This is a genomic window from Curtobacterium sp. MCPF17_003, assembly GCF_003224385.1.
Lineage (GTDB): Bacteria > Actinomycetota > Actinomycetes > Actinomycetales > Microbacteriaceae > Curtobacterium > Curtobacterium flaccumfaciens.
Map to the genome: position 1 here is coordinate 49,665 of NZ_QKLC01000016.1, position 16,216 is coordinate 65,880.

Here is a 16,216-nt window from a genome sequence, read left to right on the forward strand (position 1 = left end):
CGGACCGGAGGCGCGGTGTCAGCCCGCACCGCGCCTCCAGCCCGCTTGTGGGTTCCCATCGCACTTGCGATCATTGGGATCCCGGCGACGGAGCCGGATTCGAAGTAGGGGGATCCGGCTCCGTCCCCGGTTCCTCGTTCCGCATCTGAACCACATCGGCGATCTCGGCGTACGGTCCCATTTCGTGAGCAGCGCGAACGCAACCATCAAGAGCCTGGTGCCCGCCAGGATGGACCGCTTGCCGTGGACCCGGTTCCACTGGAGCGTCGTCGTCGGACTCGGCGTGTCCTGGATCCTCGACGGTCTCGAGATCCAGATCGTCTCGAACGCGGGCTTCCAGGCGGACCTGAACCTGTCCACGCAGCAGGTGACGTCCCTCGGCACGATCTACCTGGTCGGCCAGGTCGTCGGTGCCCTGGTGTTCGGGCGCATGTCCGACCGACTGGGGCGGCGCAAGCTGTTCATCCTGACGCTCGCGATCTACCTGATCGGTTCGGGCATCGCGGGCCTCGCGCAGGACTTCTGGTTCCTGGCGGCCTTCCGGTTCGTCGCGGGGTTGGGCATCGGCGGCGAGTACGCGGCGATCAACTCGGCGATCGACGAGCTCATCCCGGCGAAGTACCGCGGGCACGTCGACATCGCCATCAACGGCACGTACTGGGGCGGTGCCGCACTCGGCGCGTTCGCGAACATCTACCTGCTCGACACGTCCTACTTCGCCGAGAACATCGGCTGGCGCATCGGGTTCTTCCTCGGCCCGGTGCTCGGCATCGCGATCATCTTCCTGCGACGGCACATCCCGGAGAGTCCGCGGTGGCTGATGACGCACGGGCGCGAGGAAGAGGCCGAGGCCACCGTCTCGCGCATCGAGGAGTCGGTGGAGAAGGCGACCGGCAAGCCCCTGCCGGAGGTCGACCAGTCGAAGGCGATGACGGTCACGCCGACCGACCGCGTCGGGTTCCTCGCCATCGCGCGCGTGCTGCTGAAGCAGTACCCGACCCGCACGCTCGTCGGCGCGACGATGATGATCACGCAGGCGTTCCTGTACAACGCGATCTTCTTCACCTACGCCCTGGTCCTCACGAACTTCTTCGGCCTGAAGACGGCGGAGACGGCGGTCTACTTCTTCCCGTTCGCGATCGGCAACCTGCTCGGCCCGATCATCCTGGGGCGCTTCTTCGACACCTGGGGTCGACGCCAGATGATCTTCCTGACGTACCTGGTGTCCGGCCTCGTGCTCGCCACGTCGGCGTTCCTGTTCCGGGCCGACGCGATCTCGGCGACCGTGCAGGTCGCGTTCTGGTGCGTCTCGTTCTTCTTCGCCTCGGCCGGGGCGTCGAGCGCCTACCTGACCGTCAGCGAGATCTTCCCGCTCGAGCTGCGGTCGCAGGCCATCTCGTACTTCTTCGCCCTGGCGCAGATCTTCGGTGCGGTCGCGCCGGCCATCTACGGCGCCTTCATCGGTGACGGGTCGTCGCGGGAGCCGCTGTTCTGGGGGTACCTGCTCGGATCCGCGGTGATGATCGGTGGCGGCGTGGTGGCCCTGATATTCGGGGTCGACGCCGCGCGGAAGGGGCTGGAGGACGTCACCCAACCGCTCTCGGTGCTCACCGGGGACGCGAAGTCCGACCGGAGGTGAGCCCGGCGACGGCGGTCTGACATTCTGTATTCAGAGTGTTTAGCGCCGCCGTCGCCGCGCTGTCACTGTGCGTGCATGGCACTCCTCCACAGCACGACACCGGCCACCACGATCCACGGCAGCGACCGCCCTCGCCTCGGGGGTGCCGCCCGTGCGTGAGCCTGGGGTGATGGAGCACACCCCCACCCGAGCCGGCGCCGACGGACTCGATCCCCACGGCCTGCGCCGCAGCCTGCTGCGCGACGCGGTGTTCCTGCGACTGCTCGACAACGTCCTGCGGGGGGAGTACCGCCGCGGGCAGCGGCTGCGGCTCGACACCCTGGCATCGGACATGCGGGTGTCGCGCACACCCGTGCGCGAAGCCCTCGTGACCCTCGAGTCCCTGCAACTGGCCAGCGTGCAGCGGTACGTCGGTGTCGTGATCTCGCAGTGGTCGGTCGACCAGATGATCGAGCGACTGCGGATCGCCCAGGCCCTGCTCGTCGATCCGCCGTCGAACTCCGTCGGGTACCACGACCGGTTCGACAAGGCGTGGCTGCGCGACTGCTGGACCGAAGCAGGTGCCTTCGTCGAACTCGGGGCCTGGTACCTGCGGCGCCGCGGGTCGTCGGTCAGCGGCGACTGGTTGCTGTCGCAGCGCATCGTGCTCGACATGTTCTTCACCGACGACGTCGCCCTGGCGAACGGCATCGATGCGGTGGTCGACCGCCGACGACGGGTCGCGATCGTCGAGCGGGCCGTGGACGCGGCGGAGCGGGACGCCCTCGACGACTGCGCCGCGGCGCTCCTCGACCTGTCGTCCGCCCTGATCGCGCTGCCGGACCGCTTCCGGGTGGTCGTGTCGGCCTGAACCGGCGGCGGCTGCGGATCCGCTCAGCTCCGCGCCCACCGCCGTGGTCCACGGGTCCCGACGCCGCGCAGTGAGCGGTGCCGGTGCCCCTCGCACACTGGATCGTCAGGCAACGTCGTGGCAGCCTTGACCGGTTGCTGTCCCCGGCGTGTCCACCGACGACAGGAGTGCCCGTGAACGACGTCCGCGATCGATCCCACCGCTTGAACCGAGCACCAGGGATCGCACGGCACGGACGTCTGCGGCGCTCGAGCCCCCTCGCGACCGCTGCCAAGACGGTGTCCGCCGTCGTCGCAGTGGCCTTGGTGAGCTCGGTCTCCGTGACGGCGATCGCGGCGAAGCAGGTCACGGACGACCTCGGTGACGGCGTCGAGATCCAGGGCCAGCCCGCACCGCAGGCGCAGGGCGGTGCGAAGCCGCTCAGTGCCTTCACGGGCGGGTTCAACATGCTCGTCGTCGGCACCGACAACGACCCTGACCAGAGCCCGGCGTTCGGAGAGCGCGACGCGACCCTCAACGACGTCAACATCCTGCTGCACGTCTCGGCCGACCACACCAACGCGACCGCGGTGAGCATCCCGCGCGACCTCGTCACGCCGATCCCGGCCTGCAAGAAGACCGACGGCACGGGCACCGCGCCGGCGATGGCGGCGCAGCCGATCAACACCTCGTTCGGCGAGGGCGGCCTGAACTGCGTCACCCAGACGGTCGCCGGGCTGACCGGACTCGACATCCAGTACTCGGCCGCGGTGTCCTTCAAGGGCGTCATCGAGATGTCGAACGCGATCGGTGGCGTGCCCGTCTGCGTCGCCCAGCCCATCACCGACTCCTACACCGGGCTGGACCTGCCCGCCGGCACCTCGACCCTGCAGGGTGACGAGGCCCTGGCGTTCCTGCGCACCCGGCACGGGGTCGGCGACGGGTCGGACCTCGGTCGGATCTCGAGCCAGCAGGTGTTCCTGTCGTCGCTGCTCCGCACCGTGAAGTCGAACGACACCCTCGGTTCGCCGGCCCGCCTGTACAAGCTGGCCCGGGCGGCGGCGTCGAACATGCAGCTGTCCCAGAGCCTGAACGACATCGGGACGATGGTGCAGATGGGCCTGGCGCTCCGCGACCTGCCGTTGGCGCAGGTGAACTTCGTGCAGTACCCGGGCACCACGGGCGGCACCGGTGTCTACGAGGGCAAGGTCGAGCCGACGACGTACCTGGCCGACCGGCTGTTCGCGAAGATCAAGGCCGACCAGTCGTTCTCCCTCGGGGCGGACAGCACGGGCATCGGGTCGGAGACGAGTCCGACGCAGCCGAACCCGACGCAGTCGAACCCGACGCAGCCGACCGCTGCAGCGTCGTCGCCGACCGCTGCACCGTCGTCGCCGGCCGCTGCGCCGGAGCCGGCGACCCCGGCAGCGCCGTCGTCCGCTGCGCCGCGCACCCCCTCGGCGACGCCCGAGACCATCGACGGCCTCGAGGGCCAGTCCGCCGACCAGCAGACCTGCTCCAAGGCGTTCGGGTACTGACGCGCGGCGCAGGCGGTCCCTTGCCGTCCCCGAGTCTCGGCTGCGCGGACTCTTTGCGGCCTTCAGCGCCCGTGCACTGTCCGCGGGGACGAGTCTCGGCTCGGTGCCTCCCCGCCCCGAACCCAGAAACGGGGGCGCGGTGGTGGGCCGCGCCCCCAGGGGAAGTCGCTCCCCGCCGGGCGCCACGCGATCGGGCGCGCCGGGCCCGCACGGGGAACGACGTCGGGTGCTGTGTCGCGACGACGGGGACGAGCCCCGGAACGTGATTGCCGCGTCCCGATGATGCTATGCAGTGGGGTACGCCCCTACAACCCCCACGTGTCCCCACTTCGGGGGACCGCGCGCGACAGGTCGTGCCACGCGCGGGCGTGCGTCGGGTCGAGAGTGGCGCGGTCCTCCTGTATGGTGGTCGCAGCGCTCGCGAGAGTGCTTGGAGACGTCGCATAGTCCGGCCGAGTGCACCACCCTGCTAAGGTGGAGTCCCCTTTGAGGGGACCGAGGGTTCAAATCCCTCCGTCTCCGCACTGCACGAACTGCAGCACGAAACCCCGGTCCGATCGGACCGGGGTTTCGTCGTTCCCGGGCGCCTCGCATGGTGGCCGAGCCCGCTGGAACCAGGTTCCGGACACCACACCGCGGAAACGCCCGGTGCTGTGTCCGGAACCAGGTTCCGCGGCTCGAGTGCGCGCGCGTCTGACCTCGGGTCACCTCGCACCCGGCCTGGAGGCTCGGCGCACCTCCGCCCCGCCGGCGTCGGCCCCGGCGTGGTCGCCACTCAGGCGCGCGGCGGCCCCGTCGTCGACCGCACGATGAGCGTCGGCGGCACGAGCGTCCGGATGGGATCTGGGGGAGCCGCCGCGACCGCGCCGATCCGCTCGACCAACCGCGCAGCCGCCAGGCGCCCGACCTCGTCGTTGTGCGGGTCGACCGTCGTCAGGCGCAACAGGGGTGACGCGGCGAGCGGGGTCTCGTCGTTGCCGATCACCGAGATGTCCTGCGGCACACGGAGTCCGGCTTCCTGCACGGCGGCGATCGCGCCCATCGCCATGACGTCGTTCGCGGCGAACACCGCCGTCAGGTCGGGGTGCTCCCGGAGTGCGAGCCGCATGCCCTCGTAGCCGGTCGATTCCGAGGTCGGGCCGGAGCCGTAGACCAGCGGCTCGATGCCGGAGGCGACCAGCTGCGCGACGGTGGCCTGACGGCGGACGGCAGCCGGGCCTCCCGAGCCGGTGACGTGGGCGATGCGGCGGTGACCCAGGCCGATCAGGTGATCCGCTGCCAGGCGTCCGCCGGCGGCTTCGTCGGAGGCGACCACGTCGAGTCCGCCCGGTACGTCCTCGCGCGCGCCGGCGATCACGACCGGGGTGTCGGCGGGGACGACGACGTCGGGGAAGCCCTCGGCTGCGAGCACCACGCCGTCGACCCGCAGGGAGACCAGGTCGTCGAAGGGCGAGGAGTCGAGGTGGGCGTTGGCGCGGGTGTCGGCGAGGGTGAGGCGGAGTCCGTGCGGGGCGAGGGCCTCGCGGATGCCGTCGAGCATCGGGACGTACCAGGGGTTCCGGAAGTCGTCGACGATGACCCCGATGGTGCGGGTCCGGGTGCCGGCGAGGATGGCGGCGGCGCGGTTCGGGCGGTAGCCGAGCTCCGCGACGGCGGCGAGCACCGCGGACCGGCGAGCGGGGGAGACCCCGGGGTCGTCGCGCAGCACCATCGACACCAGCGACTTCGAGACGCCCGCGCGTGCGGCGACGTCGATGATCGTCGGCGGGCGAGGGGTCACGCTGAGCCTTTCCGGCACGGTGCTTGACAGGACATGGGCTGGTGCGGTTACAGTCTACCGACACGTTCTGGAACGTTCCAGAATCGGGATCCAGCGACCTTCTCGAAGGAGAGAACATGAGCGACAGCATCGGCGTCGCCGTCATCGGTGCGGGCATGGCGGGCAAGGCCCACATGGCTGCGTGGCGGAACGCCCCCTCCCTCTTCGCCCCGACGCTGCCGCCCGTCCGGCTCGTCTCGGTCGGCGACGTCTACGAACCGCTGGCCGCCGAGGCCGCACGTCGCTTCGGCTTCGAGCGGCACGACACCGACTGGCGGGCCATCGCGGCGGCCGACGACATCGACGTGGTGAGCGTCGTCGTCGCGAACACCCTGCACCGCGAGATCGTCGAGGGGCTGCTCGCCGCCGGCAAGCACGTGCTGTGCGAGAAGCCGCTGTCCGACTCGCTCGACGACGCACGCGCGATGGCGACCGCCGCTGCCGAGGCCGCACAGCGCGGGGTGCTCGGCCGCATCGGGTTCACCTACCGCCGGGCTCCCGGCCTCGCTGCCATCAAGGAGCTCGTCGAGGACGGCACGCTCGGCCGGGTCCTGCACGTCTCCGGCCGGTACTGGACCGACTACGGCGCCTCGCCCGACGTCCCGTTCTCGTGGCGCTTCGCGGGGGAGCCGGGGTCGGGCGCGCTCGCCGACGTCGGCTCGCACCTGACCTACGTCGCGGAGTTCCTGGCCGGCCCGGTCCGGAGCGTCAGCGGTGGCACGTTCACCACGTCGATCACCGAGCGCCCCGTCGCCGCCGGACACGCCCTGCGGGGGCAGGCCGTCCCGCTCACCGGTGAGACCGCGGCCGTCGGCAACGACGACTACGCCACGTTCAGTGCACGCTTCGGTGACGGCACGGTCGTCGGGTCGCTCGAGGCCTCCCGCGTCGCGGCCGGGCACCCGAACGGGCTCGTCGTCGAGGTGTTCTGCGAGCGCGGCGCCGCCCGATGGGACCAGGAGCGCGCCTCCGAGATCGGCCTCGCCCTGCGGTCCGACGGCTCGCGCCTGGGCGGGTACCGCCAGGTCGTGCTCGGCCCGGACCACCCCTACGTCGCGGGCGGGATGGCGATGGACGCCCCGGGCGTCGGCTGGGGGCAGAACCAGATGTTCGAGTACCAGGCGCGGGCGTTCCTCGACGAGATCGCCGGGCTGTCTGCCGCCGTGCCCGACGCCCTGCCCGCGAACGCCACGTTCGACGACGGCGTGCACAACATGGAGGTCCTCGACGCGGTGGCACGGTCCGCCGCGGCCGGGGGCACCACCGAGACGATCAAGGAAGCAGTGACGGCATGAAACTCGGTCTCTACGACGCGATCCTGCACGACCGGCCCCTCGCCGACGCGATCCGGGTCATCGCGGCCAACGGCCTCACCGGCATCGAGCTGAACACCGGCGGGTTCCTGCCCCCGGTGCACGTGCCCGACATCGACGCGATCCTGCAGGACGACGGGGCGCGTGACGCGTTCCTCGCGCAGTTCGCGGGGACCGGTGTCTCGATCGCCGGGCTCAACTGCAACGGCAACCCGCTGCACCCCGACCCGGCGATCGGTCCCGCGCACGCGGAGGACGTCCGGCGCAGCATCCGCCTCGCGGCCCGCCTCGGGCAGGACCGCGTGGTCACGATGTCCGGACTGCCGGCGGGGGAGCCGGGCGGGACACGACCGAACTGGATCGTGAACGCCTGGAACTCGGCCGCGCTCGACGTTCTCGAGCACCAGTGGAGCGTCGCGGTGCCGTTCTGGCAGGAGATCGACGCCCTGGCCCGGGAGCACGGCGTCAAGGTCGCGCTCGAGCTGCACCCGCAGAACCTCGTGTTCAACCCGGCGTCGATCCGGGAGCTCGTCGAGCGCGGCGGGCTGACCAACGTGGGGGTCGAGCTGGACGCCTCGCACCTGTTCTGGCAGCAGATGGACCCGGTGGCGGTCGCCCGCGACCTCGGGCCGCTCGTGTTCCACGCCGCCGCCAAGGACGTCCGGATCAACCCGCACGCTGCGATCAACGGGGTGCTCGACAACTCGTTCCGCCGGTTGTCGCCGGACGAGTCACGCACGAACCTCGGCGGCGACGAGTGGGCGAACGAGTGGCCGAAGCCGTCGGCGTGGGACTTCGTCGCGCTCGGCAAGGGGCACGACGAGGCGTACTGGACGACGTTCCTCGAGGCCCTGCGTGCGATCGACCCGGACATGTGGGTGAACATCGAGCACGAGGACACCGAGCTCGGGCGCGAAGAAGGGGTCGCGGTCGCTGCGCGCGTGCTCCGCGCCGCGGACGCGGCGCTGGCGCCCCGGTCCTGACCGTCCGTCAGCTGACCCGGACACTGCCTGGAGGCCCGTGGGTCGTTCCGCGCACGAGGTGACGGATCGGCGTGTGGTGGGCCGTGCCTCCCGGCCCCACCACCCGCGGATCGGCCGCCGGTGCGCGGAACGACCAGTCCGTGCACCCGTACCGGGTGCTGTCACCGGCCCGATGTAGCATGCACGACACCTGTCCCCGACGATGGAGCCCTGCGTGCCGGACCCGACCGACCCCGCCTTCCCGCTCGAACACGTGCGGGCGGTGGGCGACGACATCGTGGCCTCCGTGGCCACGGTGATCGACGGCAAGGCGGAAGCCATCCGCACGGCCCTGACGGTGATGCTCGCCGAGGGGCACCTGCTCGTCGAGGACGTCCCCGGCGTCGGCAAGACCGTGCTCGCCAAGGCGCTCGGTGCCTCGGTCGGCGGGTCGGTGAACCGCATCCAGTTCACCTCGGACATGCTGCCGTCCGACGTCACGGGCGTGAACATCTTCGACCAGTCGTCCGGCACCTTCCGGTTCTCGCCCGGCCCGGTGTTCGCGAACGTGGTCATCGGCGACGAGATCAACCGAACCAGCCCGAAGACCCAGTCGGCCCTGCTCGAGGCGATGGCGGAGTCGCAGGTGACCGTCGACGGTGTGACGCGCCCGCTCGACCGTCCCTTCATGATCGTCGCGACGCAGAACCCGATCGACATGGAGGGCACGTACCCGCTGCCCGAGGCGCAGCGGGACCGCTTCATGGCGCGCATCGCGATGGGCTACCCGAGCGTCGACGCCGAACGGCAGATGCTCGCCAACCGCGGCGGCAGCGACCCGCTGTCGCGCCTGCGGCCGATCGTCGACGTCAGCACACTGCGGGCGATCATCGAGACCGTCGCCGGGGTGCACATCGCCCCCGACATCGAGGCGTACATCATCGCGATCGTCCGGTCGACGCGCACCCACCCCGACCTCGTGCTCGGTGCGAGCCCCCGCGCGACGCTGCACCTGGCGCAGGCCGCCCGTGCGCACGCCGCCCTGCTCGGCCGCCCGTTCGTCACCCCCGACGACGTCGCGACGCTCGCCCCGATCGTGCTCGCGCACCGGCTCGTGCCGGTCGCCCGTGGGCTCGGCGGCACCGGCGAGGACACCGTGCGCGAGATCGTCGTCCGCATCGTCTCCGACACCGCCATCCCGTTCACGGCCACCCCCGTCCGCTCCTGATGGCCAGTCCATCGGCACCGCCGTCGCTGCTGCGACGCGTCGGTGCCGCGCGGTCCACGGCGGCCCGGTTCGGCCGCCGCGGGCTGTCACTCGCACGCCGCACCCCGTTCCCGCGCCCGACGATCCGGGGCTGGACGGTCATCGCCGTCGGCATCGGCCTGGTCGGCGGCGGCCTGGTCGGCACCACGAGCGTCGCCGTCACGGCCGGCCTGCTGCTGCTCGTGCTGGTCGTGCTGGGCATCGTGATGGCGTTCGTCGTCGCCACCCCGCTCCGCGGCAGCCGCAGCACCGCTCGGGCGATCGTCCAGGTGGGCGAGGTCTACCGGGAACGCATCACCCTCGGCAGCACCAGCCTGCGGATCGGCCCGCGGGCGACGCTGCTCGTACGCGAACAGCTCGAGGACGCCTTCGCCAGCCTGGCCGAGGCGGAGACCTACGCCGAGGTCGGGCCGAACCTGCCGCCGGCGGTGCTCGACGTCGAGGCGCTCGCGATGCACCGCGGCCGCACCCTGGTCGGGCCCGTGACGATCCGGGTGGAGGACCCGTTCGGCCTGCTCCGGATCGACCGTCCCGTCGTCCCGGCCGAAGAGGTCGTCGTGGTCCCGGCCTCGGCACCCCTCGGGGCGATCGACGCCGGGGCGCTCGCGGGTGCGGTCTCGGCCGACGAGGGCCGGGTCGGACAGGGTGGTTCCGCCGACGACAGCGAACTCCGCCCGTACCGCCCGGGTGACCCGATCCGCCGGGTGCACTGGGCCCAGAGCGCACGGCGCGGTGAACTCCACGTCCGCCAGACCACCCAGGCCCAGCCGCCCGAGGCCGTGATCGCACTGGACGTGCGGCGCGAGTCCTACCAGCGGCTCGGTCGGGAAGACCTCGCCGAGCTCTCCGACCTGGGCGGCGACCAGGCCTTCGAGCACGCCGTCGTGGTGGCCGCCAGTGTCGCCCGCGCGCTCGCCGCCCGGACCTCGCGTGTCGTGCTCGTGTTCGACGGTCCCGAAGGCGCGACCCGGCACGCGGGCGACGTCGGCGGGCTCACCGACGTGCTCGTCGGGCTCGCCGACGTCCGGCTGCGTACCGATGCCCGACAGGTGACCGACGTCCTGCCCGAGGTCCGTGGCCGCGACGTGCACGGCATGACCGCCGTCGTGACCGGCACCTGCACCGCGGCGGAAGCCGCCGGGCTCGTCGGCGCGACCAGTGGGTCGAGCCGCGGCATCCTGGCGACGATCGTGCCGCCGGACCCGGCCGTCCGGGGCATCCTCGACCGTGGCGGCTGGCGGACCCTCGTGGTGCCGGTCGTCGGCGCGACGCCGTCCGGAGCCGCACGGTGACCGGGGTGAGCGCACCGGCGCGTGGCCGTGCCGACGTGCGCGAGATCCTCGAGCGCGACGACGACCTGCGTGACTTCCCGAGCGCCTGGGTCGTGGCCCTCGCGCCGGTGCCGGTGCTCCTCGCCGCACTCGCCATCCGGCCGCTCGTGCAGGGCATCGCCTGGTGGGCATCGGGCGTCGTCGTCGTCGCCGTGCTCGTCGCCGTGATGCTCGCGGTGCGCCGCCAGACACCCGGGATCCGCTTCGTCGTCCTGGTCGGCACGGTCATCGCCTGCTCGTGCGCCGCCGCACTGGTCAACGACATCCAACCGCTCGGGTGGCTCGACGCCGACGGGGCCCTCGGACAGACGCTCGCCGCGATCCGCCTGAACCCCGCACCGCTGCCGCAGACCGACGCGATCCGGCTCGTGGTGACCGCGTCGATCGGCTGGGTGGCGGCGGTCTCGCTGTTCCTCGCCGCCATCGCGCGGATCCCGTCGCTCGCCGCGGCCCCGGCCCTCGTCATCCTGATCGTGCCCGGTGTCATCACCGGGCAGCCCGCCGGCACCCCGCTCGTCATCACCACGGCGGTGGCGTTCCTCGCCCTGCTCTGGCTGTCCGTCCGCCCGGTGCAGCGCGCACTGCCGGCCGCCGTCGTCGGGGCGATCGGGCTCGTCGTGGCCATCGGGCTGCCGACGATCGTGCCGCTCAACGCCAGCTGGTTGTCCGGCGTGACCGGTGCGATCCAGTCGCCGATCCAGCCCGGACGGCCCGGCACCCTGCTCGAACTCGGCAACGACCTGCGCCGCCCGAGCGAGCTCGAGGTGTTCCGCTACCGCTCGTCGGACGGGCAGCCCGAGTACCTCAAGCTCGCCGACCTGGACGAGTTCGGCACGGGGGACTGGGTGCCGACCGTGACGAACGCGGCCGAGGCCGACACCGCCGACGAGCAGCAGTGGGCCGAGGGCGTCAACCCGCGCCTGGCGAGCCGTGGCGACGTGACGGTCCGGATCACCGGGCTGTCCAGCACCTACCTGCCGGTGCCGTCGGGTGCGGTGTCGATCGAGTCGCAGTCCACCAACCTCGACCTGTCGCAGTGGCGGTGGATGGGGAACTCGAGCACCGTCCGGTCGACGGGGGCCGCGACCGCCCGGGGCGCGATGTACGAGGTCTACGGGGCCTCGACCTTCGCGAACGACTACCTCGACGCGGTCGCCGCCTCGGGGGTGCTCGCCCGCTCTGACGGCCGTGGCTTCCGGGAACCCAGCCGCCAGCAGTTGCGCACCGACCTCGCCCTGCCCGACGACCTGCCCGCCAACATCTCGGCCGCCGCCACCCGCGTCGCCGCCGCCGCGACCGACGACTACGGGCGGGCGCGGGCGCTCGAGCAGTGGTTCCGCAGCGACCTGTTCACGTACTCCGAGACGGCACCGGTGGAGCAGGGGTACGACGGCGACAGCATGGACGTCGTCTCGACGTTCCTGCGGGTCCGCGACGGGTACTGCGTGCACTTCTCGTCCGCGATGGCCGTGATGGCCCGCACGCTCGGCATCCCCTCGCGCATCGCGGTCGGGTACCGGGCCGGTTCGCCACAGCCCGACGGCGAGTACGCGGTGTCGAACCGGCAGCTGCACTCCTGGCCCGAGCTGTACATCCGGGGCGCCGGGTGGGTCGCCTTCGAGCCGACGCCCGACTCCGACGAGGCCGCGCCGTCCGAGGAGCCCTCGGCCTCGCCGACCGCGGTGACGCCGGAGACCCCGCTGCCGGCGCCCGAGCAGACCACCCCGGCGCAGGATTCAGCGTCACCGACCCCGTCGGCGTCCCCGGCGCCGGGTGCCGCGGGTGCGTCCGGAACGGGTGGCACAGGCGGCCCGGTCGGGCTGCTCGTGGGCCTGTTGCTCGTGCTCGCGGTCCTCGTCGCTCCGGGCCTCGTGCGGGCAGTTCGTCGCCGGTCGAGGCTGTCGGCGATCGCCGCCGGGCGCTCACCCGCCGTGCAGGCGTGGCGGGAGTTGCTCGACGACGTCGCCGACCACGGGTACGCCCCGGGCATCGCGCCGCCGGGTGATGCCGCCGCCGTGGCCCGGACCGCCCGAGCGGTGCTCGGACGCCTGCGTCACGGGCTGCCGGCGTCGGTCGTGCCGCACCTGGAGGCCACGGTCGACGCGGTCGACCGCGAGCGCTTCGCCGCCGACGGGATCGCGTCGGTCGACAGCGCGGCGCTGGAGCGTCACGTCCGCGAAGCTCGTGGCGCTCTCGACGCGTCCGTGCCCGCTCTGCGAGTCGTGCGGTCGCGCCTGCTGCCGCCGAGCCTGCTGCCGTCGTCAGCCTGGTCCCACGACGGGCCGAAGCCCCGCCGTCGGGATCGTCGCACGGCCTGACGCGGGCGCGTGTGCGTCAGCACCGTGCGAGGGTCCGCCCACCGCACCCCGCGTCAGCGCCGGCGGACGACCGCTTCGACCAGGGCGGCGATGAGCTCGCCCGGGTCGACGCCGGGCAGCGCCGGCGCGTCGAACACCAGGCCGACGTTCGCCCCGATGAGCACGGTCGCGAACTCCTCCGGGGTCATGCCGACGTCGACCTCGGGGTGTGCACCGAGCCACAGCCGCACCAGCTCGAGCACCCCGTCCTGCAGGACCCGGCGCTGCCGAATGAACTCGGGCAGGAACTCCGGGTGGCGCACGGCGTACCCGCGGAACGCCGAGAGCAGCGCGAACTGCTCGCTCTGGTCGTGCTGTCCGAACGCAGCGCGTAGGACGTCGCCGACGTCGACGGCGGCGATGTCGGCGTGCACGAGCTGCTGCAGTGAGCCGAGCACCAGGTTCGTGGACCGCTGCATGACCTGCGCGAGCAGGTCCTCCTTGGACGAGAAGTTCGAGTAGACCGCACCCTTGCTGAACCCCGCGCGCGCGGCGACGTCGTCGAGCCGGGCGCCGTAGACACCCTGTTCGGCGAAGACCGCGGCTCCGGCGGCGAGCAGGCGTTCCCGGACCTCGGCACGCGGGATGCGCTGGGTGGGGGAAGCGTCGTCGCTCATCGGTTGCTGCTCCGACCTGTGGTGGTGGTCGTCGGGGGGAGCATCGTGGTGGAGACCTGCCGCGCCGCGCGTCTGATCCCGCGCGGCATCAGCGAAGCCCCCATCCCCACGTCTGCTCGGAACCGGCGCGTTCGGGTCGCGTCGGTGCTGTGCGGACAGCGTTCACCGGGATCATCCCCGGCAGAACTGCCAGGACGATACCCGGCGGTACTGATCGTACCGTCGCGGAGGCGCGGAAGACAGCCCCTCAGTCCTCGTGCTCTTCTCGGACACTGCCGGCACCGGTTCGACGGCCCGGCCGGCGGAGCAACCGGAGCGCGTCCGGCCGCAGGCTCCGACCCCGCCGGAGCAGCGAACCGAGGGTCGACTTCGGCTGCCAGTCACGGCCGTTGGGCAGGCCCCAGCCCCGGCGGACCGCTCCCCAGCGGAGCCCGAGCGACAGGGTGATCGCGAGCAGGATGCCGAGCGACGGCGACCCGAGCGCCGAGGCGATCACCATCACGGCCGACGCGGCGACGGCCACGGTGGCGTACAGCGCGTTCCCGCCGAACACCGCCGGCACCCGCCGCAGCAACAGGTCGCGCATGGCCCCGCCGCCGACCGCGGTGATGGTCCCCATGATGATCGCCGCGGGCCAGTCGAGCCCGGCGTCGTAGGTCCGCTGCACGCCGACCACGGCCCAGAACCCGATCACGGCGGCGTCGAGCACGGTGAACAGCCGGTCCCACGTCACCTCGGAGAACGACACGAGGAACGCGATCAGCGCCCCGGCGACGGCGACCGGCACGTACAGCGGGTCGACGAGCGCGACGGGTGGTCCGTTCTGCAGCAGGGTGTCGCGGAGGATCCCGCCGCCGAGTCCGGAAACGAACCCGACGACCAGGAACCCGAACAGGTCGAAGTCCATCGCGCGGGCGATGGAGCCGCCGAGCAGGGCGGACGCGAACACCCCGGCGAGGTCGAGCACGTTCGTGACCGACGCCAGGCCGTCGACGGACAGCAGGTTCATGAGAACCATCAAACATCACGTCGCACGGCTGGCGGGCCGTTCGGCGGTTAGGTTAGCCTCACCTTCGTCATGCTCGCCACTCTCGTCATCGGTCTCCGTGAAGGCCTCGAAGCCACGCTCATCGTCGGCATCATCGCCGCGTTCCTGCGTCGCAACCGCGTCCCGCTCGCCCCGATGTGGTCGGGCGTCGGGCTCGCGGTGCTGCTCAGCATCGCCGTCGGCTTCGGGTTGCAGGCCGTCGAGCAGGCGCTGCCGCAGGCCCAGCAGGAGGGCATGGAGGCGGTCATCGGCATCGTCGCCGTCGTCTTCGTCACGGGCATGATCGTCTGGATGCGCACGCACGCACGCACCCTGACTGCCGACCTCGAGGCCAGTGCGACCGCGGCACTCGGCCGGGGCACCGCCTGGGCACTCGCCGGCATGGCGTTCCTCGCCGTCCTGAAGGAGGGCTTCGAGACCTCGGTGTTCCTCCTCGCCACGTTCCAGGCGTCGTCGGACACCGGCCTCGCCGCCCTCGGGGCCGTGATCGGCATCGCGGCCGCGGTCGTCGTCGGCTTCGGCATCTACACCGGTGGCGTCCGCCTCGACCTGTCGCGGTTCTTCACCGGCACCGGGGTCTTCCTGGTCTTCGTCGCCGGCGGCCTGGTGCTGACCGTCCTCCGCCGCGCGCACGAGGCCGGCTGGATCGTCATCGGCCAGCAGCGCACCGTCGACCTGTCGTGGCTCGCCCCGAACGGTTCGGTGCAGGGCGCCCTGGTCACCGGCGTGCTCGGCATCCCGCCGGACCCGCGGGTCATCGAGGTGCTCGGCTGGTTCCTCTACGTCGTCCCGGTGCTGGCCCTGACCCTCTGGCCGCGCGCCTGGCGTCCGTCGCCGGAGCGCGTGCCCCGGGTACGCGCCGTCGTCGCCGGTGCACTCGCCGTGGCCGCAGCGGCGCTCGCGATCGCCGTGCCGACGGGCGGGGTGGACCTGCCCCGCACGACCGCGGTCAGCGGCGACGCCAGCTCCGTCTCCGCCAACGTCGACGGTGCGTCCGGCGTCCTGCGGGTGGCCGGCACCGGAACCGGCCAGGAGGCCCCGATCGCCCTGCCGACATCGGCCCACCGCCGCGTCACCCGCGCGGGCGTGACCGCCGACAGGTGGCGCGTCGTGCAGGCCGGCACCGGTGTGCAGGACGGGGCCGGCGATCAGGGGAGCGGTGCCGACCGTCCGTCGACGCTGACCCTGGACGACCTCGTCACCCTGTTCGGCCGCCTGCCCGTCGGGGTCTCCCCGTCGACGAACCCCGGTCCGTTCGCGGCCCGCTGGGCCGTGCGCGACACGGTGACCCTGTGGACGGTCCGCGGTGGGGTCCTGGACGCGACCCGCGACCAACGCGAGGTGCTGACGCTGAGCGGTGGGGGCCTCCCGTCCGCGCGCACCACGACCCTGGACCGCACCGTCTGGTCCGTCCCCGACGCCCGCGTCGAGCGGTCGGCCGCCTCGGTGGCCGCAGCGGACTCGCGATCAGCCGACCCTGTCTCTTATACACATCT

12 protein-coding genes and 1 tRNA gene are annotated in these 16,216 nt (G+C 72.3%); 10 read left to right on the forward strand and 3 right to left on the reverse strand.

What is annotated here, in order from left to right:
* Positions 1–184 precede the first annotated feature (184 nt).
* From DEJ30_RS14650 to DEJ30_RS14665, 4 genes are all read left to right on the forward strand, one after another.
* Positions 185–1,639: an MFS transporter gene (locus DEJ30_RS14650; RefSeq protein ID WP_375231882.1), complete on the forward strand. Its 1,455-nt coding sequence runs from the start codon at positions 185–187 to the stop codon at positions 1,637–1,639.
* Positions 1,640–1,808: 169 nt separating this feature from the next.
* Positions 1,809–2,489, forward strand: coding sequence for a GntR family transcriptional regulator (locus DEJ30_RS14655; protein ID WP_110862443.1), 681 nt, complete (start codon positions 1,809–1,811; stop codon positions 2,487–2,489).
* A gap of 305 nt (positions 2,490–2,794) precedes the next feature.
* The gene (locus tag DEJ30_RS14660) at positions 2,795–4,006 is read left to right on the forward strand and encodes an LCP family protein (RefSeq protein ID WP_258369971.1); all 1,212 of its coding nucleotides are present in this window, start codon (positions 2,795–2,797) and stop codon (positions 4,004–4,006) included.
* A 432-nt stretch (positions 4,007–4,438) separates the two neighbouring features.
* Positions 4,439–4,528: transfer RNA gene (locus DEJ30_RS14665), tRNA-Ser, on the forward strand.
* A gap of 253 nt (positions 4,529–4,781) precedes the next feature.
* Here DEJ30_RS14665 and DEJ30_RS14670 read toward each other — a convergent pair.
* Positions 4,782–5,786: a LacI family DNA-binding transcriptional regulator gene (locus DEJ30_RS14670; RefSeq protein WP_110862445.1), complete on the reverse strand. Its 1,005-nt coding sequence runs from the start codon at positions 5,784–5,786 to the stop codon at positions 4,782–4,784.
* A 116-nt stretch (positions 5,787–5,902) separates the two neighbouring features.
* On the opposite strand from DEJ30_RS14670, the gene DEJ30_RS14675 reads away from it, so the two are divergent.
* From DEJ30_RS14675 to DEJ30_RS14695, 5 genes are all read left to right on the forward strand, one after another.
* A complete protein-coding gene (locus tag DEJ30_RS14675; RefSeq protein WP_110862446.1) occupies positions 5,903–7,120 on the forward strand; it encodes a Gfo/Idh/MocA family protein in 1,218 nt (405 codons plus the stop codon).
* The gene (locus DEJ30_RS14680) at positions 7,117–8,121 is read left to right on the forward strand and encodes a sugar phosphate isomerase/epimerase (RefSeq protein WP_110862447.1); all 1,005 of its coding nucleotides are present in this window, start codon (positions 7,117–7,119) and stop codon (positions 8,119–8,121) included. Before DEJ30_RS14675 ends, DEJ30_RS14680 begins: the two co-directional genes overlap by 4 nt.
* A gap of 202 nt (positions 8,122–8,323) precedes the next feature.
* Positions 8,324–9,328, forward strand: a complete 1,005-nt coding sequence (locus tag DEJ30_RS14685) for a MoxR family ATPase (protein WP_110862448.1) — start codon at positions 8,324–8,326, stop codon at positions 9,326–9,328.
* Complete coding sequence (locus tag DEJ30_RS14690; protein WP_110862449.1) at positions 9,328–10,659, forward strand: DUF58 domain-containing protein; 1,332 nt, start codon at positions 9,328–9,330, stop codon at positions 10,657–10,659. Before DEJ30_RS14685 ends, DEJ30_RS14690 begins: the two co-directional genes overlap by 1 nt.
* A 5-nt stretch (positions 10,660–10,664) precedes the next feature.
* On the forward strand, positions 10,665–13,016 hold the full coding sequence (locus tag DEJ30_RS14695; protein ID WP_146238607.1) for a DUF3488 and transglutaminase-like domain-containing protein: 2,352 nt from the start codon (positions 10,665–10,667) through the stop codon (positions 13,014–13,016).
* A 53-nt stretch (positions 13,017–13,069) separates the two neighbouring features.
* Here DEJ30_RS14695 and DEJ30_RS14700 read toward each other — a convergent pair whose 3' ends face one another.
* The gene (locus tag DEJ30_RS14700; RefSeq protein ID WP_110862451.1) at positions 13,070–13,672 is read right to left on the reverse strand and encodes a TetR/AcrR family transcriptional regulator; all 603 of its coding nucleotides are present in this window, start codon (positions 13,670–13,672) and stop codon (positions 13,070–13,072) included.
* Positions 13,673–13,919: 247 nt separating this feature from the next.
* A complete protein-coding gene (locus DEJ30_RS14705; RefSeq protein WP_110862452.1) occupies positions 13,920–14,681 on the reverse strand; it encodes a trimeric intracellular cation channel family protein in 762 nt (253 codons plus the stop codon).
* 69 nt (positions 14,682–14,750) lie between these two features.
* On the opposite strand from DEJ30_RS14705, the gene efeU reads away from it, so the two are divergent.
* Positions 14,751–16,216: iron uptake transporter permease EfeU (gene efeU, locus DEJ30_RS14710; protein ID WP_110862453.1), on the forward strand; the 1,466-nt coding region annotated here is incomplete at its 3' end.